The sequence below is a fragment of the Janthinobacterium sp. FW305-129 genome (assembly GCF_020858115.1).
Classification (GTDB): domain Bacteria; phylum Pseudomonadota; class Gammaproteobacteria; order Burkholderiales; family Burkholderiaceae_D; genus Janthinobacterium.
Genome location: NZ_JACYMM010000007.1, coordinates 323,921 through 348,872 on the forward strand (window position 1 = coordinate 323,921; position 24,952 = coordinate 348,872).

18 protein-coding genes and 1 pseudogene are annotated in these 24,952 nt (G+C 64.9%); 15 read left to right on the plus strand and 4 right to left on the minus strand.

The window, feature by feature from the left end:
- Positions 1 to 114 precede the first annotated feature (114 nt).
- On the minus strand, positions 115 to 1,845 hold the full coding sequence (locus IGS61_RS16675; protein ID WP_230540692.1) for a CehA/McbA family metallohydrolase: 1,731 nt from the start codon (positions 1,843 to 1,845) through the stop codon (positions 115 to 117).
- Positions 1,846 to 2,182: 337 nt separating this feature from the next.
- On the opposite strand from IGS61_RS16675, the gene IGS61_RS16680 reads away from it, so the two are divergent.
- The 7 genes and pseudogenes from IGS61_RS16680 (at position 2,183) to IGS61_RS16710 (ending at position 12,919) form a co-directional block, all read left to right on the plus strand.
- Positions 2,183 to 3,493 carry an MFS transporter gene (locus IGS61_RS16680; RefSeq protein WP_230540693.1) on the plus strand — a complete coding sequence of 437 codons (1,311 nt, stop codon included), beginning with the start codon at positions 2,183 to 2,185 and terminating at the stop codon, positions 3,491 to 3,493.
- A gap of 10 nt (positions 3,494 to 3,503) precedes the next feature.
- Positions 3,504 to 6,056 (plus strand): nitrite reductase large subunit NirB, encoded by a 2,553-nt coding sequence (gene nirB / locus IGS61_RS16685; RefSeq protein ID WP_230540694.1) that lies wholly within the window; start codon positions 3,504 to 3,506, stop codon positions 6,054 to 6,056.
- Between the two features lie 3 nt (positions 6,057 to 6,059).
- Entirely contained in the window at positions 6,060 to 6,422 is a 363-nt protein-coding gene (gene nirD / locus IGS61_RS16690) for a nitrite reductase small subunit NirD (protein ID WP_442908076.1), read from the plus strand.
- Positions 6,419 to 7,645, plus strand: coding sequence for an NAD(P)/FAD-dependent oxidoreductase (locus IGS61_RS16695; RefSeq protein ID WP_230540695.1), 1,227 nt, complete (start codon positions 6,419 to 6,421; stop codon positions 7,643 to 7,645). Before nirD ends, IGS61_RS16695 begins: the two co-directional genes overlap by 4 nt.
- Before the next feature lie 11 nt (positions 7,646 to 7,656).
- Positions 7,657 to 10,326, plus strand: coding sequence for a nitrate reductase (locus tag IGS61_RS16700; RefSeq protein WP_230540696.1), 2,670 nt, complete (start codon positions 7,657 to 7,659; stop codon positions 10,324 to 10,326).
- Between the two features lie 83 nt (positions 10,327 to 10,409).
- Positions 10,410 to 10,919, plus strand: a pseudogene (gene cysC, locus IGS61_RS16705) (adenylyl-sulfate kinase); the annotation flags it as partial.
- On the plus strand, positions 10,916 to 12,919 hold the full coding sequence (locus IGS61_RS16710) for a diguanylate cyclase domain-containing protein (RefSeq protein ID WP_230540698.1): 2,004 nt from the start codon (positions 10,916 to 10,918) through the stop codon (positions 12,917 to 12,919). The pseudogene cysC and the gene IGS61_RS16710, both read left to right, overlap by 4 nt.
- A 3-nt stretch (positions 12,920 to 12,922) precedes the next feature.
- Here the strand turns inward: IGS61_RS16710 and IGS61_RS16715 are convergent, their stop codons facing one another.
- From IGS61_RS16715 to IGS61_RS16725, 3 genes are all read right to left on the minus strand, one after another.
- Positions 12,923 to 13,840, minus strand: a complete 918-nt coding sequence (locus IGS61_RS16715) for a pyridoxal-phosphate dependent enzyme (protein WP_230540699.1) — start codon at positions 13,838 to 13,840, stop codon at positions 12,923 to 12,925.
- Positions 13,841 to 13,923: 83 nt separating this feature from the next.
- Complete coding sequence (locus IGS61_RS16720; protein WP_230540700.1) at positions 13,924 to 14,427, minus strand: MarR family winged helix-turn-helix transcriptional regulator; 504 nt, start codon at positions 14,425 to 14,427, stop codon at positions 13,924 to 13,926.
- A 355-nt stretch (positions 14,428 to 14,782) separates the two neighbouring features.
- The gene (locus IGS61_RS16725; protein ID WP_230540701.1) at positions 14,783 to 15,541 is read right to left on the minus strand and encodes a DeoR/GlpR family DNA-binding transcription regulator; all 759 of its coding nucleotides are present in this window, start codon (positions 15,539 to 15,541) and stop codon (positions 14,783 to 14,785) included.
- 226 nt (positions 15,542 to 15,767) lie between these two features.
- Between IGS61_RS16725 and glpD the strand changes: the two genes are divergently transcribed.
- The 8 genes from glpD (at position 15,768) to glpK (ending at position 24,947) form a co-directional block, all read left to right on the plus strand.
- Positions 15,768 to 17,306, plus strand: coding sequence for a glycerol-3-phosphate dehydrogenase (gene glpD, locus IGS61_RS16730; RefSeq protein WP_230540702.1), 1,539 nt, complete (start codon positions 15,768 to 15,770; stop codon positions 17,304 to 17,306).
- A 74-nt stretch (positions 17,307 to 17,380) separates the two neighbouring features.
- On the plus strand, positions 17,381 to 18,475 hold the full coding sequence (locus IGS61_RS16735) for an ABC transporter ATP-binding protein (protein WP_230540703.1): 1,095 nt from the start codon (positions 17,381 to 17,383) through the stop codon (positions 18,473 to 18,475).
- A 1-nt stretch (position 18,476) separates the two neighbouring features.
- Positions 18,477 to 19,577 (plus strand): ABC transporter ATP-binding protein, encoded by a 1,101-nt coding sequence (locus IGS61_RS16740; RefSeq protein WP_230540704.1) that lies wholly within the window; start codon positions 18,477 to 18,479, stop codon positions 19,575 to 19,577.
- The gene (locus IGS61_RS16745; protein ID WP_034754965.1) at positions 19,577 to 20,461 is read left to right on the plus strand and encodes a carbohydrate ABC transporter permease; all 885 of its coding nucleotides are present in this window, start codon (positions 19,577 to 19,579) and stop codon (positions 20,459 to 20,461) included. Before IGS61_RS16740 ends, IGS61_RS16745 begins: the two co-directional genes overlap by 1 nt.
- Positions 20,458 to 21,264, plus strand: coding sequence for a carbohydrate ABC transporter permease (locus IGS61_RS16750; protein WP_070256602.1), 807 nt, complete (start codon positions 20,458 to 20,460; stop codon positions 21,262 to 21,264). Before IGS61_RS16745 ends, IGS61_RS16750 begins: the two co-directional genes overlap by 4 nt.
- Positions 21,265 to 21,295: 31 nt before the next feature.
- Entirely contained in the window at positions 21,296 to 21,571 is a 276-nt protein-coding gene (locus IGS61_RS16755) for a DUF2160 domain-containing protein (protein ID WP_230540747.1), read from the plus strand.
- A 71-nt stretch (positions 21,572 to 21,642) separates the two neighbouring features.
- On the plus strand, positions 21,643 to 23,370 hold the full coding sequence (locus IGS61_RS16760) for an ABC transporter substrate-binding protein (protein WP_230540705.1): 1,728 nt from the start codon (positions 21,643 to 21,645) through the stop codon (positions 23,368 to 23,370).
- 83 nt (positions 23,371 to 23,453) lie between these two features.
- Positions 23,454 to 24,947, plus strand: coding sequence for a glycerol kinase GlpK (gene glpK, locus IGS61_RS16765; protein WP_230540706.1), 1,494 nt, complete (start codon positions 23,454 to 23,456; stop codon positions 24,945 to 24,947).
- Positions 24,948 to 24,952 lie beyond the last annotated feature (5 nt).

A 24,952-nucleotide genomic window follows, 5' to 3' on the forward strand; every position in this document is an offset into this window, starting at 1 on the left:
CCTTGTTGTCAAAACGGCGTTGCCATGTTGCCATAGATCAGTGTGCGTAACCGCCACGACGGGCAATCGTGCGAGGGAAAACCTGCTGCTATTGGGCTATTGGCCGGGGGGCGTTCACGGCAGCTGATTGACCCACACGGGCGCCGACCAGACGATATTGCCGTCGTCTTGCGTCAACCTTGCGTAATAGAAATGGGGGCCGGGCGCGGGCGTGAGGGTGAGCTCGGCCTGATCCGATACTTGCGTGACGGAACCGTTGCCGCCCGGCACGCCGTGGAAGATGGCGACGGCGGCCGCTTGCCGTCCCGTGTCGTTGCTGAAATGGGTGGATAGCTGCAAAGGCCCGTGGTTGTCGAATCGCTCGCCCATCAGCTTGCCATTTGCCGTGAACAGCAGTTGCGCGTGCTTGTCCATGGTGGCAAACACGCGGCGCGCGCGCAGCGCGTCGAGGAAGCTGTCGCGCGACACGGACATGCCGGCGGCCGGGCTGGCCACCAGCACGGCCGTGCGGTTACCGTACGACGCCCCCCAGTTGGCGCAGTGGTTGTCCTGGTTGCTGCTGAATGCCACGTGATAGCCGGCCGCCAGGGCGCGGTTGCAGGCCGCCTCGTAGTTGCTGCGCCGCGTTTCCGTTTCCCCGTCGTTGGTGGAAAAAGCGGACGTGTTCATGACTTCGCACAGCACCATGGCCGCGTCGCCGTCCGGCGTGTAGCCGAGCGGCTGGCCGTTGACGAGAAACTGGCCCGTTTGCGCCGGGTGGTTGAACTGGCCGATCCAGCCCCGTTCGCGCATCAGCGCATACAGGGCGGCGTAGTCGCTTTTCGGCGTTGCCACGTCGGCCAGCAGTTCGCCCCGGGCATTCCTTTCCCAGCCCAGCAATTGGTCGCTGTTGAAGATGTTCAGGTGGCCGCCCTTGTTGATGACGCCCCATTCCATGCCGTACAGGGCCAGGAAGCCGGGATGCGCGGCCGTGTACGCGGCCGCTTCGGCCAGCCCCGTCTGGTACAGGGTTTTTGCTTCGGCTGGCTCGGCCGTGCTGTTGGTGCCGTCGGAACCGTCATACATATGGTTGTGCTCGGATGTCAGCAGCGCGTCGAGGCCGTGATCTTGCGCATACTTGTATGCATCGATGGGGCCGAAGGGCGCCGTTTGCGGTTCCTGCGCGCCATGGCAGTCGTTCAGCGCCGCGCCGCCGTCGCTGTGGCGCGTCTGGCTGTGCAGGTTGGCGTAGACGATGCGGTAGCCAGGCTGGCCGTCCAGGCTGGGCAGCTGCAGCAGTCCGGCCCGGAAGGCGGGCACCCTGGGCGCCGTGCTGGCGCCCCGCTGCACCTGGATTTGCCACTGCTGTTCCACCTGCGCCTCGCGTGGGGTGCCGGCATCGGCCACGGCCAGCAGGCGCAGCGCGTACAAGCCGTCCGGCGCCAGCATGCGCCGTTCGCGCGCATCGGCATCGGCGCGGCCATCCCAGGGCAAGTTCACGCTCTTGCCGCCGGCGCCCACCTGTTCCGTGCCCGACCAGCGCCGCAGCACGGCCCCTTGCGGGCCGGGGCCGGACAGGGTCAAGGTCCAGCGCACCGCATGGGGGCGGCCCTCGTCCGGATAACTGAGGCGCACAATAAATGTACGTGACTGCGCGCTGCGCGCCTGCGTGCCCCGCTCGCCGCGCGCGGCATGGAACGGCGCGAACACGGTCGCGTCCAGCTCGCTGTGTTCGCGGGGTTCGGGGGAGCCATCTTGCGACGCAGCACACTTGCTCCAGGCGATCAACAGCGCCCCCACGCAGGCGCACGCCAGTGCACGCCCCACGCCGCGCCGTGGCAGCACTTGCCGCAGTTGCCCGACCATGCCGGCCTCCGCTACATGAACTCAATAATAATTAGACAATCATTGCCACTTTCGAGTTCCGCGACGCACCAAGAAGAGGCGCGCCTGCACCGCCAGATGCCATGATCTGGCGCAAAGACCGTGCGGATAGGGGGCATCCCCCTTGGGACGGGCCTGGCACGGCGCTTGCTAGACAGAAGATACGGATCAACGGCGATCCCCTGAATAAACGCACAACGGTCCAACGACGGACCACCTGGACAACGGCGTCCGCTCTGGCTGATTTTTTCCATCGGCGGGGGCGGGCGCCGTTTTTGTTTGCATTTTTGTTATTTTCGGGATACTTCGGGAAACCATCATGGCCAGCCAAAAAGCAACAAGCATCGCGCTCTTCTCCCTCGCCACGCCGCCCATGCGGGCATTCCACCTGACGTGGATGGCATTTTTCGTGTGCTTCTTCGCCTGGTTCGCCTGCGCGCCGCTGATGCCTGTCATCAAGGGCGAGTTCGGCCTTTCCCTGGCGCAAGTGGCGAACATCAATATCGCCGCCGTCGCCATCACCATCCTCGTGCGCCTGATCGTGGGACCCTTGTGCGACCGCTACGGCCCGCGCAAGACCTACACGGGCTTGCTGCTGCTGGGCGCCATCCCCGTGCTGGGCGTGGCCGCGTCGCAAAGCTATGAAAGTTTCCTGTTCTTCCGCCTGGGCATCGGCGCCGTCGGTGCCAGCTTTGTCATTACGCAATATCACACCTCCGTGATGTTCGCCCCCCGCGTCGTCGGCACGGCGAATGCGGCGGCCGCCGGCTGGGGCAATGCGGGCGGCGGCGCGGCACAGGCCTTGATGCCCTTGCTGCTCGGTGCCGTAGTGATGCTGGGCGTGTCCGAGTCGCTGGGCTGGCGCGTGGCGCTGCTGGTGCCGGGCGTGCTGATGCTGGTCATGGCCGTGCTGTACTGGCGCTACACGCAGGATTGCCCGGAAGGCAATTACTCGGATTTGCGCAAGGCTGGCGTGTCTATTGAGGGAGGAAAGGCCGGACATGCTCCGGCCGGTGGCTGGGACAGCTTCAAGGCCGCCAGCAGCAATTATCGCGTGTGGCTGCTGTTCGTTACCTACGGCGCCTGCTTCGGCATCGAGATCTTCATCCACAACATCGCCGCCGTCTACTACGTCGACCATTTCGGCCTGTCGTTGAAATCGGCGGGCCTGGCCGCCGGCAGCTTCGGCTTGCTGGCCCTGTTTGCCCGCGCTTTGGGCGGCTGGCTGTCCGACAAACTGGCCCTGCGCGGCAACCTGAACAGCCGCGTCACCCTGCTGTTCATGCTGATGATCGGCGAAGGCGTGGGCTTGCTGTGGTTTGCCAAGGTCGACAGCGTCACCTACGCCGTTATCGCCATGCTGGTCTTCGGCCTGTTCACCCACATGGCGTGCGGCGCCACCTATGCGCTGGTGCCTTTCATCGACAGCCGCGCGCTGGGCGGCGTGGCCGGCATCATCGGCGCGGGCGGCAACGTGGGCGCCGTGGCGGCCGGCTTCCTGATGAAGGGCACGGGCGACATCCGCCAGACCCTGATCATCCTGAGCGCGCTGGTGGTGGTCTCGGCCCTGTGCGCCATCGCCGTGCGCTTTACCCGCGAAGCGGCCGAACCGAACATGGCCGCGGCCTGAGGAGAGCGCAATGAACCACCCCCTGAAGATCGTCGTCCTTGGCCATGGCATGGTCGGACATAAATTCCTCGAACGCCTGGCGCTGGAAAACGCGCCGCACTTGTCCGTCACGGTCTTGTGCGAAGAGCCGCGTCCCGCCTACGACCGCGTACACCTGTCCGAATTTTTCAGCGGCAAGTCGGCCGAGGATCTGTCGCTGGTGGCGCCCGGCTTCTTCGACAAGGGCAACGTCGTGTTGAAGCTCAATGCGCGCGCCGTATCCATCGACCGCGCGGCGAAAACCGTCACAGCCAGCACGGGCGAAGTCTTGATCTACGACAAACTCGTGTTCGCCACCGGTTCCACGCCGTTCGTGCCGCCGCTGCCTGGCAAGGAGAGGGATGGCTGCTTCGTCTACCGCACCATCGAAGACCTGGAAGCCATGCTGGCCTGGGGCGCCAGATCCACCACGGGCGTGGTGATCGGCGGTGGCTTGCTGGGCCTCGAATGCGCGAAGGCCTTGCGCGACCTGAAACTCGACACCCACGTGGTGGAATTCGCGCCGCGCCTGATGGCCGTGCAGGTCGATGAAGGCGGCGCGCGCGTCCTGCGCCGCAAGATCGAGGAACTGGGCGTGACCGTGCACACGCAAAAGAATACCTTGGCCATCGTCGACGGCGAATCTGCCACGCACCGCATGCAGTTCGCCGACGGCAGCCACCTGGAAGCAGACATGATCGTCTTCTCGGCCGGCATCCGCCCGCGCGACGAGCTGGCGCGCGCCTGCGGCCTGGAGGTGGGGCCGCGCGGCGGCATCGCCATCGATGACAGCTGCGTCACCTCCGACCCGGACATCTACGCGATCGGCGAATGCGCGCTGTGGGGCGGCCTGGTGTTCGGCCTGGTGGCGCCCGGCTACGAAATGGCGCGCATCGCTGCCCGCCACCTGTTGCAGGAGGAGGGCGAAGCGTCGTTCAAGGGTGCCGACATGAGCACCAAGCTCAAACTGATGGGCGTGGACGTGGCCAGCCTGGGCGACCCGCACGGCAATGCGCCGGGCAGCCGCTCCTACCAGTTCATGGACGAGCGCAAGCAGATATACAAGAAGATCGTCGTTTCCGACTGCGGCAAATACCTGCTGGGCGGCGTGATGGTGGGCGACGCCAGCGAATACGGCACGCTCTTGCAGATGATGCTCAACAAGATTGAGCTGCCCGAGTTCCCCGAATTCCTGATCCTGCCGCAGGCGGACGGCCAGCAAAAGGCCGGACTCGGTGTGGACGCCTTGCCCGATGCTGCGCAAATCTGCTCGTGCAACGACGTGTCGAAAGGCGCGCTGTGCGCGGCCGTCGCCGATGGCGCGACCACCATCGCTGCCCTCAAAAGCTGCACAAAGGCCGGCACCGCCTGCGGCGGCTGCGTACCGCTGGTGACGCAGATCATGAAGGCGGAAATGCAGAAGCAGGGTCTGGCCGTCAATAATCACGTGTGCGAGCACTTTGCGTACTCGCGCCAGGAATTGCATCACATGGTCCGCGTGGGCAAGATCCGCAGCTTCGGCGAACTGCTGGCCGCGCACGGCCAAGGCCTCGGCTGCGACGTGTGCAAGCCCGTGGCAGCGAATATCCTCGCGTCTTGCTGGAACGATTTCGTGCTGTCGCCCGTGCACGCCAGCCTGCAGGACAGCAATGATTACTTCCTTGGCAACATCCAGAAGGATGGCACGTACTCGGTGGTGCCGCGCATGCCGGGCGGCGAAGTGACGGCCGACGGCTTGATCGCCGTCGGCATGGTGGCGAAAAAATACGGTCTCTATACGAAGATCACGGGCGGCCAGCGGGTCGACCTGTTCGGCGCCCGCGTGGACCAGCTGCCGGCCATCTGGGAAGAGCTGATCGCGGCCGGCTTCGAATCGGGCCACGCCTACGGCAAATCCTTGCGCACGGTCAAATCCTGCGTCGGTTCCACCTGGTGCCGCTATGGCGTGGCCGACAGCGTGGGTTTCGCCATTCAACTGGAAAACCGCTACAAGGGCTTGCGCACGCCGCACAAGATCAAGTTCGGCGTCTCCGGCTGCACGCGCGAATGCGCCGAGGCGCAAGGCAAGGACATCGGCCTGATCGCCACGGAAAAGGGCTGGAACCTGTACGTGTGCGGCAACGGCGGCATGAAGCCGCGCCACGCGGAACTGATCGCATCGGATCTCGATGAAGCCACCCTGGTGCGCTATGTCGACCGCTTTTTGATGTTCTACGTGCGCACGGCCGACCGCCTGCAGCGCACCAGCGTGTGGCGCGACAACCTGGAAGGGGGCCTCGATTACCTCAAGCGCGTCATCATCGACGACAGCCTGGGCATCGCCCACGAGCTGGAAGCGGACATGCAGCACGTGGTCGACACCTATGCCTGCGAGTGGAAGGCGGCCGTGTCCAACCCCGCCGTGCGCCAGCGCTTCCGCCACTTCGTCAACAGCGAAAAAAACGATGAAAACGTGGTGTTCGTCGAAGAGCGGGGCCAGATCCGGCCCGCCTCGCCCCTTGAACGCCGCAGCACCGTGATCCCCATCCTTGCCGTGGAGGCGTGAGCCATGAATGCGATGAATGAATTGAACAGCGCCAGCGCCGACAACTGGACGGCCATCTGCCCCCTGACCGACATCGTACCCGACACGGGCGTGTGCGCGCTGCTGCAGGGGCGCCACGTGGCCGTGTTCCGCGTCGGCGATGCCGCGCCGCGCGTGTACGCCATCGACAACGTCGACCCGAACGCGGGCGCTTCCGTGCTGTCGCGCGGCCTGGTGGGCAGCATCGGCGAGCGCGTCGTGGTGGCGTCGCCCATCTACAAGCAGCATTTCGACCTGGCCAGCGGCGAGTGCATCGAAGCGCCTGAACACTCGGTGGCCGCCTGGCCGGCGCGCGTGTTCGGCGGCTTGGTGTGGGTGGCCATATGAACACCGCCGCACGGCCGTCTTTAGTCGTGGTCGGCAACGGCATGGCCGGCATGCGCACGGTCGAGGAATTGCTGAAACTCGCGCCGGACCTGTACGACATCACCGTGTTCGGCGCCGAACCGCACGGCAATTACAACCGCATCCTGCTGTCCCCGGTGCTGGCCGGCGAAAAGACGGTGGACGACATTATGCTGCACACGCGCGACTGGTATGCGCACAACGGCATCACCCTGCACGCGGGCGACCCCGTGGTGCACATCGACCGGCAGGCGCGCACGGTGCAAGCGCTGTCCGGCATCGAGGTGCGCTATGACCGCCTGCTGCTGGCGACCGGTTCCACGCCCTTCATCGTGCCCGTGCCGGGCCACGAACTGCCCGGCGTGATCGGTTTTCGCGACATCGACGACGTCGACACCATGCTGCGGGCGGCGCGCAAGCACCGTCACGCGGTCGTCATCGGCGGCGGCTTGCTGGGACTGGAAGCGGCCAACGGCCTGCAGCGCCAGGGCATGGATGTGACGGTGGTGCACATGAGCGGCGCGCTGATGAACCAGCAGCTCGACGCACCCGCGTCGCTGCTGCTGAAAACGGCGCTGGAAGCGCGCGGCCTGCGGTTTTTAATGCATGCGCAAACGTCCGCCATCATGGGCAGCGTCCGCGTGGAAGGCGTGCAGTTTGCGGACGGCAGCAGCATTCCCGCCGACCTGGTGGTGATGACGGCCGGCGTGCGCCCGAACATTGCGCTGGCGCAAGCGGCCGGCCTGCATTGCGAGCGGGCCATCGTCGTCGACGACTGCCTGCAAAGCTACGATCCGCGCGTGTACGCCGTGGGCGAATGCGTGCAGCACCGGCGCGCCACCTTCGGCCTGGTGGCGCCCATCTGGGAACAGGCGCGCGTGTGCGGCGCGCACCTGGCCGGCGCCGGACACCGCCGCTACGTGCAGCAGGCCAGCGCCACCAAACTGAAAGTGACGGGCATCGACCTGTATTCGGCCGGCGACATTCTCGGCGGCGAGGGCAGCGAAGACCTCGTGCTGCGCGACCCGCGCCGCGGCATCTACAAGCGCCTCGTGGTGCAGGGCAGCCGCCTGGCCGGCGCCGTGCTGTATGGCGACGTGCAGGACGGCCCCTGGTATTTCGACCTGATCCAGCAGCGCCGCGACATCAGCAAGCTGCGCGCCCATTTATTGTTTGGCCAGGCGCTGTGCGCCCAGGCCGCCTGACAGGACATTCCATGACAAGCTGCACGCCCGTAAAAACCACTTGCCCATACTGCGGCGTCGGCTGCGGCGTGGAAGCGACACGCCTGCCCGACGGCGCCATCCGCATCGCCGGCGACGCCAGCCACCCGGCCAACCTGGGCCGCCTGTGCGTAAAAGGCTCGGCCCTGGGCGATACCCTGGACCTCGACCAGCGCCTGCTGCAGCCGCAGGTGCGCGTCGACGGCGTGCTGCGGCGCACTTCCTGGGACTTTGCGCTGGATCAAGTCGCCGGCGGCCTGCGCGCCATCATCGACGAGCACGGCCCCGACGCCGTCGCCCTGTACGTCTCGGGCCAGCTGCTGACGGAAGATTATTATGTGGCCAACAAGTTCATGAAGGGCTACGTGGGCAGCGCGAACATCGATACCAATTCGCGCCTGTGCATGTCGTCGGCCGTGGCGGGACACAAGCGCGCGTTCGGCGAGGATATCGTGCCCGGCTGCTATGAAGACCTGGAACTGGCCGACATGATCGTGCTGGTGGGCTCGAACACGGCCTGGTGCCATCCGATTTTGTTCCAGCGCATCGCCCGCATCAAGGAAACCCGGCCGGAGATGAAACTGGTGGTGATCGATCCGCGCCGCACGGCCACCTGCGAGCTGGCCGACCTGCACCTGCCCGTGAAACCGGGCACCGACGTGTGGCTGTTCAACGGCTTGCTGTGCTATCTGGCGAAGGAGGGCGTGATCGCCGACGCTTTCGTCACGCGGCACAGCCGCGGCCTCGATGAGGCGCTGGCGGCCGCGCACGCGGACTGCGGCGACCCGCTGCAGGTGGCGCGCATCTGCAAGGTCGCCCCGCAAGCCCTGCTGGCGTTTTACCAGGCGTTTGCCGCCACGCGCAAGGTCGTCACGGCCTTTTCGCAGGGCGTGAACCAGTCATCGAGCGGCACGGACAAGGTCAACAGCATCATCAACTGCCACCTGGCGACGGGCCGCATCGGCCAGCCCGGCATGGGGCCGTTTTCGCTGACGGGCCAGCCGAATGCCATGGGCGGGCGCGAAGTGGGCGGCCTGGCCAATATGCTGGCGGCGCACCTGGAACTGGACAATCCGCTGCACCGCGATACCGTGCAAACGTTCTGGGACGCGCCGCGCATCGCGAACAAGCCTGGCCTGAAGGCCGTGGAACTGTTCCACGCGATCGAAGCGGGCAAGGTCAAGGCCGTGTGGATCATCGCCACCAATCCCCTGGTCAGCATGCCGGACGCCGACCAGGTGCGCCGCGCGCTGGCCAGGTGCGAGCTGGTGGTGGTGTCGGACATCAGCGCCGGGTCGGATACGAACGCGCATGCCGACGTGCTGCTGCCCGCGCTGGGCTGGGGCGAAAAGGATGGCACGGTGACCAATTCCGAGCGCCGCATCTCGCGCCAGCGCGCGTTCTTGCCGGCGCCGGGCGAGGCGCGCGCCGACTGGGACGTGCTGTGCGACGTGGCGCGGCGCATGGGCTACGCGGGCTTCGATTTCACGTCGCCGCAAGCCATTTTTAACGAGCATGCGCGCCTGTCGACCTTCCGCAACGGGGCGGAAACGGCGCGCCTGTTCAATCTGGCGGGCCTGGAGAACCTTGATGCAGCGCAATACGACGCCCTGGCGCCGCAGCAGTGGCCGCAGGGCCGGGCGCGCCTGTTCGGCGACGGCCGCTTCGCGCATGCGGACGGGCGCGCGCGCTTCGTGCCGACGGCGCCGCGCGCGCCGCGCAACGCGCCCGATGAAGACTATCCGCTGATCCTGAACACGGGCCGGGTGCGCGACCAGTGGCATACGATGACGCGCACGGGCAAGGCGGCGAAATTGTCCGGCCACGTCGCCGAAGCGTTCATCGACATCCACCCGCAGGATGCGCTGCTGTACAGCGTGCGCGAAGGCGAACTGGCGCGCATTTCCAGCGCCTGGGGCGCGATGGTGGCGCGCGTCGTGCATGGCGGCGGCATCGCGCGCGGCCAGGTCTTCGTGCCGATCCACTGGAGCGACGCGAATGCGTCCGATGCGCGCGTGGGCGCCGTCGTCAATCCGGCCGTCGATCCCGTCTCTGGCGAGCCGGAATTCAAGCACACGCCCGTGCGCATCGAGCAATTCCGCGTGCACTGGCATGCGTTTGTGCTGAGCCGCACGCCCTTGAACCTGGACGGCGTGGCGCACTGGACGCGCGTGCAGGGCGAGCAGTTTTTGCGCTACGAGCTGGCGGGCCGCCAGCGCATCGCCGACCTGGGCGCCTGGGCGCGCGCGCTGCTGGGCGTCACCGACCAGGATGCCGACTGGCTCGATTACGCGGACGCCAGCGCCGGCGTGTACCGCGCCGTGCACCTGGACGAGGGGCGCATCGCGCAATGCGTGTATGTTTCGCCCCGTCCCGACCTGCCGTCGCGCAGCTGGCTGGCCAGCCTGTTTGCGCACGCGCAAATGGAGGCGCTTGATCGCGCCGGCGTGCTGCTGGGCCAGCCCATCGGCAAGGGCGCTGACGCCGGCCCCACCGTGTGTTCGTGCTTTGGCGTGGGACGCAACACCATCTGCGCCGCCATCGTGGAGCAGAAGCTGACGACGACGGCGCAGGTGACGGCTTGCGTCAAGGCGGGCGGCAATTGCGGCTCCTGCGTGCCCGAGATACGACAGTTGCTGCTTGAGGCGCGCAGCGCGGCCTGAAAATCTGTCCTTTCCGGCACGGCTTTGTTATATTGCCAGCTCTATAACAGAGAGGCAGTGCGATGACAGCAGCACAACACCCCACGGTCTGGCTGACGGGCTTGAGCGGCGCCGGCAAGACCAGCATCGCCGACGCATTGGCGCGCCAGTTCAAGGCGCAGGGCCGCGCCGTGGCGGTGCTCGACGGCGACCAGCTGCGCCACGGCTTGAACCGCGACCTCGGTTTTACGCCCGAAGACCGGCATGAAAACATCCGCCGCACGGCTGAAGTGGCGCGCCTGATGAACGGGGCGGGCCTGACCGTCATCGCCGCCTTCATTTCGCCCTACCGCGCCGACCGGGCCATGGCCGCCGCCATCATCGGCGCCGCGCATTTCATCGAAGTCCACGTCAGCACGCCGCTGGCCGTGTGCGAGGCGCGCGATCCCAAGGGGCTGTACGAAAAGGCGCGCGCGGGCCAGCTGGCGCAGTTCACGGGCATTTCCGCGCCCTATGAAGCGCCGCTGGCCGCCGCCCTGACGCTCGATACCCAGGCGCTGGCGCTGGACGAGTCGGTCGAGCGCATCTGCCGGTACCTGCGGCAGCGGCCGTGACGACCTGGCGCAAACGATTGCGCCGGCGCCTGCCGGCCAGCCTGAAGGCGCGCATGAGCGTGGTCGTCTTCCTGCTCGTGCTGGCTGCCGTGGCTTCGCTGGCGCTGGCCACCCTGGCCGTGGCCGAGCGCGGCATGCGCGACGTCACGGGCCGGCAGCAGTACGTATCGCTGGCCAGCGCCGCCGTCTTCATCGACGAGGAGCTCGACGCGAAGCGCAACGTGCTGCGCGCCATCGCCGACAGCCTGGCAGCCGGCGGCGCGCACGACGGCGCCAGCCTGCAGCGCTTCCTGGCCGCGCAAACGGTGCTGGGCAAGGAGTTCTATACGGCCGGCGTGGTGGCCAGCGATGGCTCCCTGCTGGCCAGCGTGGGCCCCTTCAAGCCGCAGGCGGGGATGAACGTGACAGGCCGCCCGTACTTCGACCAGACGCTGGCGGCCCGGCGCTCGGTGATTTCCGCGCCGCTCAACGGCAGCATTTCCGGCATGCCCATCGTGGTGGTGACGCAGCCCGTGTTCGACGCGCAGGGCGCCGTGCGTTATGTGCTGGCGGCCAGCGTCAACCTGCGCCAGCCCGATTTCCTGGGGCGCCTGGGCGCGCTCAAGCCGGGTCCGGGCGGCTACCTGTACATCATGACGAATGAAGGCGTCATCGTCGAGCATCCCGACAAGTCGCGCATCATGCAGCATATCGAAGCGCATGGCCCCATCAGCGAACCGACGCGGCGCGCCATGCAGGGTTTCGAGGGCTGGATGACGGGCACCACCACGCAAGGCGTCGATGCGCTGTTCGCCTACCACCGCATCGCCGCCACCGGCTGGATCCTGGCGTCCGTGTATCCCATGCGCGACGCGTTCGCGCCGCTGCACGCCATCCGCAGCAAGATATTGCTGGCCGCCGTGCTGCTGGCGGCGCTGGCAGGACTGGCCGGCTGGCGCGTGGTGCTGCGCCTGCTGCAGCCTTTGGCGCGCCTGCGCCACCATGTGCATGAAATCCGCCGCCAGCGCCTGGGTATCGAGGCGCTGCAGATCGAGCGGCGCGACGAGATCGGCGACTTGAGCCGCGATTTCTATTCGCTGGTGGCCGAGCGCGAAATCGCCGTGGCGCAGACGCGCGACAGCGAGCGGCGCCTGAAGCTGCTGACGGACCACGTGCCCGTGGTAATCGTCTACATCGACCGCGAGCACCGTTACCAGTTCATCAACGCGACGTTTGAAAAATGGTTCGGCAGGTCGCAGCGGGAAAGCCTGATGCAGTCGATCCGCGAGGTGCTGGGGGAGGAAGCGTATCAATTGCGCGAAGCCTACCTGCGGCGCGCCTTTGCGGGCGAAGAAGTTGAATATGAGTTTACCGTCGATGGCGTGGGAGAGGCTGGCCAGCGGACCTTCCAGACCAGTTACGTGCCCGACGTGGGCGAGAGCGGCGCGGTGGAAGGCGTGTATGGCCTGATCCACGAAATCACCAAGACCAAGGCCGTGCATACGGCGCTGCAGTTCGCCGCCGCCACCGACACCCTGACGGGCATCGCCAACCGGCGCCGCTTCGACGAACAGCTGGCGCAAAGCATGCAGCGCACGCGCGCGGCACGCGCGCCGATGGCGCTGGCCTATCTCGATATCGACCGTTTCAAGGCCATCAACGACAGCCTGGGACACAAGGCGGGCGACGAGGTGCTGAAGGAATTCGCCGCGCGCCTGGTGCGCAGCGTGCGCGCCAGCGACCTGGTGGCGCGCCTGGCCGGCGACGAATTCGTGATCGTTTTCGAAGGCGTGAACGGCGCGGCCGAAGTGCGCCAGATCGGCGCGAAGATCATCGACGCCATCCGCCAGCCGTTTGCGCTGGCCGGCGGCCCGCTGCCGGTGACGACCAGCATCGGCATCGCCATCTTCCGCGAAGGCGCGCTGACGCCGGCGCAGCTGCTGGACCTGGCCGACCAGGCCCTGTATGCGGCCAAGGGGCAGGGCCGCGACGGCGTGGCGCTGCTTGAGGCGGCGCCGTAGGTGCTACAGGGTGGCAGTCCACTGGTCCAGCTGCTGCGTGGTGGCCGTCACGCCGCCGCAGACGATGACGAGCACGTTGCGGTAGGGCGCCAGTTCCGGCGCCTTGCCGTAGACGGCGGCCAGCGCCGCGCCGCAGGCCGGTTCCACCACCAGGCGCTGGTCGCTGATAAAACGCTGGCAGGCGTCGACGGCGGCCCGGTCCGATACCACCACGCTGTGCAGCAGGCGGTTCTGGCTGATGGCGTATGCCTGCGCGCAGACCTGGCGCGCGGCCAGCGAGGTGGCGATGCTGCTCACGGCGGGCAGGGCCACGTGTTCGCGCGCGGCCACGGCGGCCGCCAGCGAAGCGGCGCCCTCCGTTTCCACGGCCACCAGGGCCACGTCGTCCCAGCCGTTGCGCTGCAAGCCCTCGGCCACGCCGGCCAGCAAGCCGCCGCCGCCCACCGACAGCACGACGGCGTCCGGTTTCAGGCCCGCGCGGGCCACTTCATCGATCATGCCGGCGTGGCCTTGCCACAGCAGCGGGTCGTCGAACGGGTGCAGAAAGGCGTCTTGCGGCGTGAGCATCGATTGCGCCAGCGCGTTGGCTTCTTGCCAGGCGGCGCCGTGCACGATGACTTCGGCGCCTTCCTGGGCGATCAGGGCCCTGGCCCGTTCGCTGGTCGTTTCCGGCACGACGACGACGACGGGAATGCCCAGCTGGCGTCCCGCATAGGCGACGGCGATGCCGGCATTGCCGCCGGAAGAGGAGATGAAGCGGCTGGCGCCGCGCCGCGCGTATTCTTCGCACGCCAGGCCGATGCCGCGGATCTTGAAGGAGCCGGGCGGCTGCAAGGCTTCGAGCTTGAGCCAGATGGCGCGTTCGCTGTGCAGGCTCAGGGCGCGCGAATTGAGCAAGGGAGTTTCGATGTGCAGGGCCATGCGTGTTCCTGGTAAACAGTCAGGCCAGCATCATAGCCGAAGCGCCCGCGCCAGCGTGTCACCCTTGCCGCATGTGTTACTGCTTAGTTCAGCGGGGCGTTCTTGAGCTGGTGCGTGCGCGCCACTTCCTTCATCGCTTCGAGCAGGTCGTCGCGCAGCTGGCGCGGCAACTGGCCGAAGAATTCCTCGTCGTTCTGGTCGGCCATCCCGGCCAGCACGGGCACCAGCGCCTCGCCTTCCGTGGTCAGTTCGATCGAGTGCTGGCGGCGGTCGGCCAGCAGGATGGACTTGCTGACCATGCCCTTGCTTTCCAGGCGGTCGATCAGCTTCGATACGGCGCCCTTGCTCATGCCGGACACTTGCGCCAGCACCGTGGGCGAGGTGCAGCCCAGGCGGAACATTTCGCGCAGCACCACCCATTCGGAGACCGTCACGCCATTGGCTTCCGCTTTTTTCTGGAAGCTGTGGGAAACGTGGTTGGAAACGAAACGCAGCCAGTAACCGAGATGGGCTTCCAGCTCGCTGACGGGAACGCTGTTGGGATGGGCGGCTTGCGGCATGGCGGCCGTTTCAAAATTATGGCTCATTTCTTTTCCTTCACTAGGCGGCGTTGCCGGCATGGTTAAGGCCTTCACGCTTGCTGTCGAGTGGTTTGTTTGGGAACAATCATCGTGCTTGAGGTATTTCTAACACTGTTTTCACAGGAAATCACTTACCGGCAAAGAATTTTTCCTTTTTTCTTGCTCTGGATAGATAAAAAACAATATCAAGCGAATAATCGTATTGCCAGAGAGGAAGATTAAAAAAATAACTCATGTTGCATCAATGGTAACAGCATTTTTGCCGAATTGATAAATATTTCATATCATTTAGTCTGCTGGCCAACGCCAGATGTATTGCCCACGCGACAGCGCGTGGTTTTCCTTCAGAAATGCCGCCCGTTCAGGCCAGCACCACCTTTACGCCCGCTTCGCGCAATACTTCGGCAAAGCGGGGCGGCGGCGGCGCATCCGTAAACAGGATATCGACTTGCGCCAGGTCGGCCAGCCGCACCAGCGCCTTGCGGCCGAATTTATGCTGGTCGGCCACCAGCCACACTTCGCGCGACTGCTCGATGATGGCTTGCGCCACTTTGACTTCGCGCGCGTCGAAGTCGCGCAGGCTGCCGTCTTCATCGATGCTGGAAATGCCGATGATGCCGATGTCGACCTTGAACTGGCGGATGAAGTCGATGGTGGCTTCGCCGACGATGCCGCGGTCGCGTCCGCGCACCACGCCGCCGGCCACGATGACTTCGCAGGCGGCGTTGTCGGCCAGGATGGCGGCCACGTTCAGGTTGTTCGTCACCACGTGCAAGCCCGTGTGCCGGCCCAGCGCGCGCGCCACTTCCTCGGTCGTCGTGCCGATATTGATCAAGAGCGAACAGCCGTGCGGCACCTGCGCGGCGACGGCGGCGGCGATGCGCCGCTTGGCCTCGCTGTTGAATACTTGCCGCTGGCTGTAATCGATGTTTTCCACGGACGAGGGCAAGCCCACGCCGCCGTGGTAGCGGGCCAGCAGGCGCGCTTCCTCCATCTGCTTGACGTCGCGGCGCACGGTTTGCGGCGTCACGTCCAGCTGCTGCGCCAGCTCTTCGACGGACATCGTGACCTTCTGGCGCACCACTTCGAGCAGGCGGCGCTGGCGGGGATTCAAAATCATGGGCTTGTCTCTTTAAAAATCACAAACGAACAAAAACGAACAAATAGTGATAAAAATATGTTGCTATCGATTCGCAATCTGGCGTATCTTATCCATATTGCATTCGAATTACAGCTGTATTGATCTTAACGACAGTCGCCGGCGATGCCTAGTCTTTCCTCGCCGGCCTTTCCCCGACAGACACGGAGTCCCGATGGCCGCAGCACAGCAAGGTGTGGAGACAACGATGGCATGCGACGTGCTGGTGGTCGGCGGCGGCATCAATGGCGCCGGCATCGCGCGCGACGCGGCCGGGCGCGGCTTGTCCGTGGTGCTGTGCGAAAAGGACGACCTGGCCGCGCATACCTCGTCCGCCTCCACCAAGCTGATACACGGCGGCCTGCGCTACCTCGAATACTATGAATTCGGCCTCGTGCGCAAGGCGCTGATCGAGCGCGAAGTGCTGCTGCGCTCGGCGCCGCACATCATGTGGCCCTTGCGCTTCGTAATGCCGCACGCCCAGGGTCAGCGCCCCGCCTGGCTGATACGCACCGGCCTGTTTCTGTACGACATGCTGGCGAAGCGCGAAATCCTGCCTGGCTCGCAGGGCATCGACCTGGCGCGCCACGCGGCCGGCAAACCATTAAAACCCCAGTTCAAGCGCGGCTTCGTGTATTCAGACGGCTGGGTCGATGATGCGCGCCTGGTGGTCTTGAACGCCATCGACGCGGCGGACAAGGGCGCGACCATCCTCACGCAGACGCGCTGCACGGCCCTGCGGCGCGACGGCGCGGGTGCGGACGCTTGCTGGCTGGCGACCCTGCTGCAAGGCGACGGACGTCAGCTGTCCGTGCGCGCGCGCAGCGTCGTCAATGCGGCAGGGCCGTGGACGGCCGAATTCCTGCAGCAGGCGGCGCCCGGCGGGCAGGGCCGGCATTTGCGCCTGATCAAAGGCAGCCATATCGTCGTCAAGCGCTTGTTCGAGCATGATCATGCGTACATCTTCCAGCATCCGGACGGGCGCATCGTGTTTGCCATTCCGTATGAGCACGATTTCACCCTGATCGGCACCACCGATCTCGACTATCACGGCGACAGCGGCAAGGTGGAAATCGACGACGAGGAAATTCGTTACTTGTGCGAGCTTTCCAGTTACTATTTCAGCAAGCCCGTCAATCCAGAAGACGTGGTCTGGACGTATGCGGGCGTGCGCCCGCTGGTGGAAGACGCGGCGGCCGACGCCAAGGCCGTCACGCGCGATTACCGCTTCGAGCTGGACCGGGAAGGCGCGCCGCTGCTGAGTGTTTTTGGCGGCAAGATCACCACGTTTCGCAAGCTGGCCGAGGAAGCGCTCGATGTGCTCGCACCGTTGCTGGCGCCGGCGCCAGGCAATGCGCTGCCGGCCTGGACGGCCAACGCCTGCCTGCCCGGCGGCGACGTGTTCGGCAGCACGCCGCAGAACCGCTCCGTGCGCGAGTTCGGCCAGTTCGTGCAAGGCTTGCAGCGCGAATACGCGTGGCTGCCGGCGCCGCTGGTGGCGCGCTATGCACGCGCCTACGGCACGCGCATCCACGTGCTGCTGGCCGGGCGGACGGATGTGGCGGCCATGGGCGAGGAAATCGCCGCCGGCCTGTACGCGGCGGAAGTGGACTATTTGCGGCGCCACGAATGGGCCGTCAGCGCGGCCGACATGCTGTGGCGGCGCTCCAAGCTGGGCCTGCACCTGCCGCGCGGGACGGCGGGCACGCTCGACGCCTGGCTGTTGCAGCACCCGTTGTCGTCGTAAGCAGCACACGTAAGCGACCGCACCCCGCAGAGGGCGCGGCGAAGAATAAGAACACATCACTGGAGGAGAAGCGCGTGCAACTGGTACTGGACAAGATCAGCAGGAAGCAGGGGGCTGACGATTATTTATATCCGATGTCGCTGGCATTGGTGCCGGGCGCCATCAACGTCTTGCTGGGCACCACGCGTGCCGGCAAGACGACCCTGATGCGCGTGATGGCAGGGCTGGACAAGCCCAGCGGGGGCACGGTCACGGCCGATGGCGTCGACGTGACGGGCGTGCCCGTCAGCAAGCGCAACCTGGCCATGGTGTACCAGCAATTCATCAATTATCCGGCCTTCACCGTCTACGACAATATCGCTTCGCCCTTGCGTTTGCGCAAGGTGCCCGAGGAACAGATCCGCACCAAGGTGCTGGCGCTGGCCGAGCGCCTGCATATCACGCCGTATCTGCAGCGCACGCCGGGCGAATTGTCCGGCGGGCAGCAGCAGCGCACGGCGCTGGGGCGCGCGCTGATCAAGGATGCGTCGTTGCTGCTGCTCGACGAGCCCCTGGTCAACCTCGACTACAAACTGCGCGAGGAATTGCGCCGCGAATTGACGGAACTGTTTTCCAGCGGCAGCACGACGGTCGTGTACGCCACCACGGAGCCGCTGGAAGCGCTGCAGCTGGGCGGCCACGTGGCCGTGCTGCACGAGGGACGCTTGCTGCAGCAGGGGCCGACCCTGGACGTCTTCAACGCGCCCAATTCCATCGACGTGGCGCGCACCTTCAGCGACCCGCCCATCAACCTGATTCCCGCCCGCGTGGATGGTCACGGCGTGGCGCAGGCGGCCGACGGCCTGTCGATACACCTGAGCGGCGCGCAGCGCGCCCGCCTCGGCGAGCGGCGCGACGTGATCCTCGGCGTGCGCGCGCACAGTCTGCATTTATCTCCCCAGTCCGAAGGCGACGTAGCCATCGCCGCTACGGTGGACCTGGCGGAAATCAGCGGCTCGGAAACCTATGTGCATGCGCGCCGGGGCGAGCTGGCCCTGGTGGCGCAGCTCGGCGGCGTGCACAACCTGGAGATCGGCAGCGCCTGCACCGTGTATTGCCAGCCGCACGCCTTGCTGATCTTCGCCGACGATGGCGGGCTGCTGTTTGCTCCTGCGCAAGGGGGAGTGTGACATGGCGCGCATCGAACTGGTGGACCTGGCCCACGCCTACAAACCGAACCCGGCGGCACCCGCCGACTATGCGCTGCGGCCCATGAGCATGGAGTGGCATGACGGCGGCGCGTATGCCTTGCTGGGGCCGTCCGGCTGCGGCAAGACGACCTTGCTCAATATCATCTCCGGCCTCGTGAAACCGTCGCATGGCAAGGTGCTGTTCGACGGCAAGGACGTGACGCAGCTGCCGACGGAAGCACGCAATATCGCGCAAGTGTTCCAGTTTCCCGTCATCTACGACACCATGACCGTGCACGACAACCTGGCGTTTCCGCTGCGCAATCGCGGCTGGAAAGAGAGCGAGGTGAAAAAGCGCGTGCAGCAGGTGGCGCAGATGCTGGAGCTGACGGGCGACCTGAAACTGCGCGCCAGCGGCTTGTCCGTGGATGCCAAGCAAAAGATTTCGCTGGGCCGGGGCCTCGTGCGCCCCGACGTGGCGGCCGTGCTGTTCGACGAACCGCTGACGGTGATCGACCCGCATTTGAAATGGCTGCTGCGCAGAAAGTTGAAGGAAATCCACCACGAATTGAAGTTATCGTTGATCTACGTCACGCACGATCAGGTGGAAGCCTTGACCTTTGCCGACCAGGTGGTCGTCATGACGCAGGGCGAAGTGGTGCAGACGGGCAGCGCGCAGGCGCTGTTCGAGGAACCCGAGCATACGTTTGTCGGCTATTTCATCGGCAACCCGGGCATGAACTTGCTCGATTGCAGCATGGGCGATGGCGGCGTGCGCGTGGCGGGGCAGCTGCTGGCCGTGTCCGCCGCCGCCCGCGCGGCCCTGGCTGGCGCGCAAGGGAAAATCACGCTGGGCGTGCGGCCCGAATTCGTCGCATGCCTGAAGGCGGGCGAGGGCGGTGCGGGCAGCGATCACTGCCTGGACGCCACGGTGACGGCCGTGCGCAACATGGGCACGCATTACCTGGCGGAATTCCAGCTGGGCGGCGCGACGGTGGCAGCCAAGCTGCGCGCCATCGATGCGGTGGTGGGTGATGCCGTGCGGCTGCATTTTCCGCCGCAACGCACCTTGTTCTATGTCAACGATAAGCGGGTGGCCTGATGATACATAACGGTAAAACCGATAACAACCGCCGCGCCTGGCTATTGATCTTGCCCGTGCTGCTGTGCGTGGCCTTTTCCGCCATCCTGCCCCTGATGACGGTGGTCAATTATTCCGTGCAGGATATTCTGAGCCCCACGCAAAAGGTATTCGTGGGCACGGAATGGTTCCGCATGGTCATGCTGGACGGCGACTTGCACAGCGCCTTGCTGCGCCAGCTGCTGTTTTCCGGCTCCGTGCTGGCCATCCAGATTCCGCTCGGCATCCTGATCGCCCTGTGCATGCCGGCCGATGGCTGGAAGGCGTCGCTGGCGCTGGTGCTGATCGCGCTGCCCTTGCTGATTCCCTGGAACGTGGTGGGCACCATCTGGCAAATCTTTGGCCGCGGCGACATCGGCCTGATGGGCTACACCCTGAATCAATTGGGATTCGACTACAACTACAACGGCAACTCGCTTGACGCCTGGCTGACGGTGATGGTGATGGATATCTGGCACTGGACGCCGCTGGTCGTGCTGCTGTGCTATGCGGGCTTGCGCGCCATTCCCGACGCGTATTACCAGGCGGCACGCATCGACGGCGCCTCGCGCCTGGCCGTGTTCCGCTACATCCAGCTGCCGAAACTGCGCAATGTGCTGATGATCGCCGTCTTGCTGCGCTTCATGGATAGTTTCATGATCTACACGGAACCGTTCGTGCTGACGGGCGGCGGACCGGGCAATGCGACCACCTTTTTGTCGCAATACCTGACGCAAAAGGCCGTGGGCCAGTTCGACCTGGGGCCGGCCTCGGCCTTTTCACTGATCTATTTCCTCATCATCCTGCTGTTCTGCTTTGTGCTGTACACGTGGATGCAGCGCGTCGGCACGGGAGACCAGAAATGATGCACAAGAAAATGAGCAGCACCATCCTCGTGGTCTTTTTGCTGGGCTCGCTGTTGCCCATCTACTGGATGCTCAATATGTCGCTCAAGACCAACGAGGAAATCGTGGGCGTGTTGAGCCTGTGGCCCCAGCAACTGACGTTCGCCAACTACCACACGATTTTTACCGACCGTTCCTGGTACAGCGGCTACATCAATTCCATGATTTACGTGGCCTTGAACATGGTGATGTCGGTCACCGTCGCCTTGCCGGCCGCGTACGCGTTTTCCCGCTATAACTTTGTCGGCGATAAGCATCTGTTCTTCTGGTTGTTGACCAATCGCATGACGCCGCCCGCCGTCTTCCTCGTGCCGTTCTTCCAGCTGTATTCGACGGTGGGCCTGATGGATACGCATCTGGCCGTGGCGCTCGCGCACATGGTCTTCAACGTGCCGCTGGCCGTGTGGATTTTGGAGGGCTTCATGTCCGGCGTGCCGAAGGAAATCGACGAGACGGCGTATATCGACGGCTACAGCTTCCCCCGCTTCTTCATCCGCATTTTCTTGCCGATGATCAAGTCCGGCGTGGGCGTGACGGCGTTCTTTTGCTTCATGTTCAGCTGGGTGGAGTTGCTGCTGGCGCGCACCTTGACTTCCGTCAATGCCAAGCCGATCGCCGCCACCATGACGCGCACCGTCTCGGCGGCCGGCATGGACTGGGGCGTGCTGGCGGCGGCCGGCGTCTTGACCATCGTGCCCGGCGCGCTGGTGATCTGGTTCGTGCGGCATTACATTGCCAAGGGTTTTGCGATGGGGAGGGTGTGATATGGAAAACAATACCGATAGCATAGCCAGCCTGTTCGGCTGGATGGCGTGGACGCCGGAAGTGGCCATCTTCTTCATTTGCATCGGCTTGATGCTGGCCGGCATGACGGTGTGGCAAATCCGCTCGCCCAGCATCGAACGAAAAGGTTTCCTGCCGATGCCGACCACGCGCGGCGACCGCCTGTTCATCGGGCTGTTGACGGCCGCGTATGTCAATCTGGCCTGGGCGGGATTTACGGAAATGCAGCAGGCCATCGGGGCTGCGATTAGTTTTGTCTTGTTGGTAATTGTAATGCGTTGGGGATGACCGGCTTGCCGGTGTTGATGGAGGCCGGACCGTCAGCAGGCGGCCGGCAATAAAATAAAAGGAGATTCACGATGAAATTGAAGTTCACGGTCTTCGCGGCTGCGGCCATGCTCGTGTCGAACGCGGCCCTGGCCGACGCCAAGCAGGCGCAAACCTGGATCGACAAGGAATTCCAGCCATCCAGCCTGAGCAAGCAGCAACAGCTTGCTGAAATGAAATGGTTCATCGATGCGGCGGCCAAGCTGAAAGCCAAGGGCATCAAGGAAATTTCCGTGGTCTCGGAAACCATCGACACCCACGTCTACGAATCGAAGACCCTGGCCAAGGCCTTCGAGGAAATCACGGGCATCAAGGTGCGCCACGACATCATCCAGGAAGGCGACGTGGTGGAAAAGCTGCAGACGTCGATGCAGTCGGGCAAGAGCATTTATGACGGCTGGATTTCCGATTCCGACCTGATCGGCACCCACTACCGCTATGGCGCCGTGGAACCGCTGTCCGACTACATGGCCGCCAAGGGCAAGGAATTCACGAATCCGGGCCTGGACTTGAAGGATTTCATCGGCATCAGCTTCACGACGGCGCCGGACGGCAAGGTGTATCAATTGCCCGACCAGCAATTTGCCAACCTGTACTGGTTCCGCGCCGACTGGTTCGCGCGCAAGGATTTGCAAGCCAAGTTCAAGGCCAAGTATGGCTACGAGCTGGGCGTGCCGCAGAACTGGTCCGCCTACGAAGACATCGCCGATTTCTTCACCAATGACGTGAAGGAACTGGACGGCAAGAAAGTGTATGGCCACATGGATTACGGCAAGAAAGATCCATCCCTGGGCTGGCGTTTTACGGATGCGTGGCTGTCGATGGCTGGCGCGGCCGACAAGGGCATTCCGAACGGCATGCCGGTCGACGAGTGGGGCATCAAGGTGGCGGCCGACAAGTGCACGCCCGTGGGCGCGTCGATGTCGCGCGGCGGCGCCACCAATTCGCCGGCGGCCGTCTTTGCGCTGACGAAATATATCGACTGGATGAAGAAATACGCGCCGCCGCAGGCGAACGGCATGAATTTCTCGGAATCGGGCCCCGTGCCGGCGCAGGGCGAAATCGCCCAGCAAATCTTCTGGTACACGGCATTTACGGCCGGCATGACGAAACCGGGCTTGCCAGTAGTCAACAAGGACGGCACGCCGAAATGGCGCATGGCGCCGTCGCCGCACGGCCCGTACTGGAAAGAGGGCATGCAGAACGGCTATCAGGACGTCGGTTCGTGGTTCCTGTTCAAGTCCACGCCGGACGACCGCAAGGCCGCCGCCTGGCTGTACGCGCAATTCGTCACGTCGAAAACCGTGTCGCTGAAGAAATCCATCGTCGGCCTGACGTTTATCCGCGATTCCGACATCCGCCACGATTATTTTACGAAGCACGCGAACGAATACGGCGGCTTGATCGAGTTCTACCGCAGCCCCGCCCGCGTGGCGTGGACGCCGACGGGCAACAACGTGCCCGACTATCCGAAGCTGGCCCAGCTGTGGTGGAAGAACGTGGCCACGGCCATCACGGCGGAAAAAACGCCGCAAGCCGCCATGGATAACCTGGCCGAGGAAATGGACCAGGTCATGGCGCGATTGCAGCGGGCCGGCATGAAGGCGTGCGCACCGAAGCTCAATCCGAAGGTCGATCCGAACCAGTATCTGTCGGACCAGCACGCGCCATGGAAAAAGCTGGCGAATGAAAAGCCGAAGGGTGAAACGATTGCCTACGATAAATTATTGCAGGCTTGGAAAGAAGGCAAGGTAAAGTAGTCGTGTAGACTTCTGCCGCCGCTTTCCCGGGGCACGGGCGCTTGTCCGTGCCCTTTTTTCACTGTATAGCCGTAGTAGCGACCATGACCAAATACATACTTGCTTTAGACCAGGGCACCACCAGTTCGCGCGCCATCCTGTTCGACCATGCGGGCCGGCCGCACGCTAGCGCGCAGCGCGAATTCCGCCAGATTTTCCCCCAGCCTGGCTGGGTCGAGCATGACGCGAACGAAATCTGGGCCTCGCAAGAGGGCGTGCTGCAGCAGGTGCTGCGCGACAGCGGCGTGGCGGCAAGCGACGTGGCCGCCATCGGCGTGACCAACCAGCGCGAAACGACGGTGCTGTGGGACCGCGCCACGGGCGAACCCGTCGCTAACGCCATCGTCTGGCAAGACCGGAGAAATGCGGCTTATTGCGAGCAACTGGTCGAGCAGGGCAAGGCAGACTTGATCCAGCGCAAGACGGGTCTCGTGCTGGACGCTTATTTTTCCGCCACCAAACTCAAATGGCTGCTCGACAATGTGCCGGGCGCCCGCGCGCGCGCCGAGCGGGGCGAACTGGCCTTTGGCACCGTCGACAGCTGGCTGATCTACAAGATGAGCGGCGCCCACTTGACGGACACGAGCAACGCGGCGCGCACCATGCTGTTCAATATCCACACCCTGCAATGGGACACGGATCTGCTGGCGCTGCTGGACATTCCCGCCTCGCTGCTGCCCGACGTCGTGCCATCGAGCGGCGTGGCTGCGCACACCTACGTTGACCTGCTGGGCGTGGCCGTGCCCATCGCCGGCATCGCGGGCGACCAGCAGGCGGCCACCTTCGGCCAGGCCTGCCTGAAGCCGGGCATGGCGAAGAATACCTACGGCACGGGTTGCTTCATGCTGATGAACGTGGGCAAGCGCCCCTTGCCATCGAAAAACCGGCTGTTGACGACCGTGGGCTGGAGCCTGGGTCCTGATGCAGATCAAACGGATTACTTGCTCGAAGGCAGCGCCTTCATCGCGGGTGCGGCCGTGCAATGGATGCGCGACGGCATCGGCATCATCCGCGACTCGTCCGAAGTGGAAGCGCTGGCCACCAGCGTGCCCGACTCGGGCGGCCTGGTCTTCGTGCCCGCCTTCGCGGGCCTCGGCGCGCCGTACTGGGACCCGTATGCGCGCGGCACCCTGATCGGCATCACGCGCGGCACGGGCAAGGCGCACATCGCGCGCGCGGCATTGGAGGGCGTGGCCTACCAGAACGTGGACGTGCTGTCCGCCATGCAGGACGACGCGGGCATTGCTCTAAGTGAATTGCGCGTGGACGGCGGCGCGGCCCGCAACGACATGCTGATGCAGTTCCAGGCCGACATCCTCAATGTCCCCGTGGTGCGCCCCGTGGTGACGGAAACGACAGCCCTGGGCGCCGCCTACCTGGCGGGCCTGGCCGTGGGCTTCTGGGCCTCGCAGGAAGAAATCGCCGCCCAGTGGCAGGTGGGACGCCGATTCGAACCAGCCATGGCGGCCGACGAGCGCCTGACGCGCTTGCATAAATGGCAGCGCGCCGTGGAGCGCTCGCGCGACTGGAGCGAGTGAGCCAG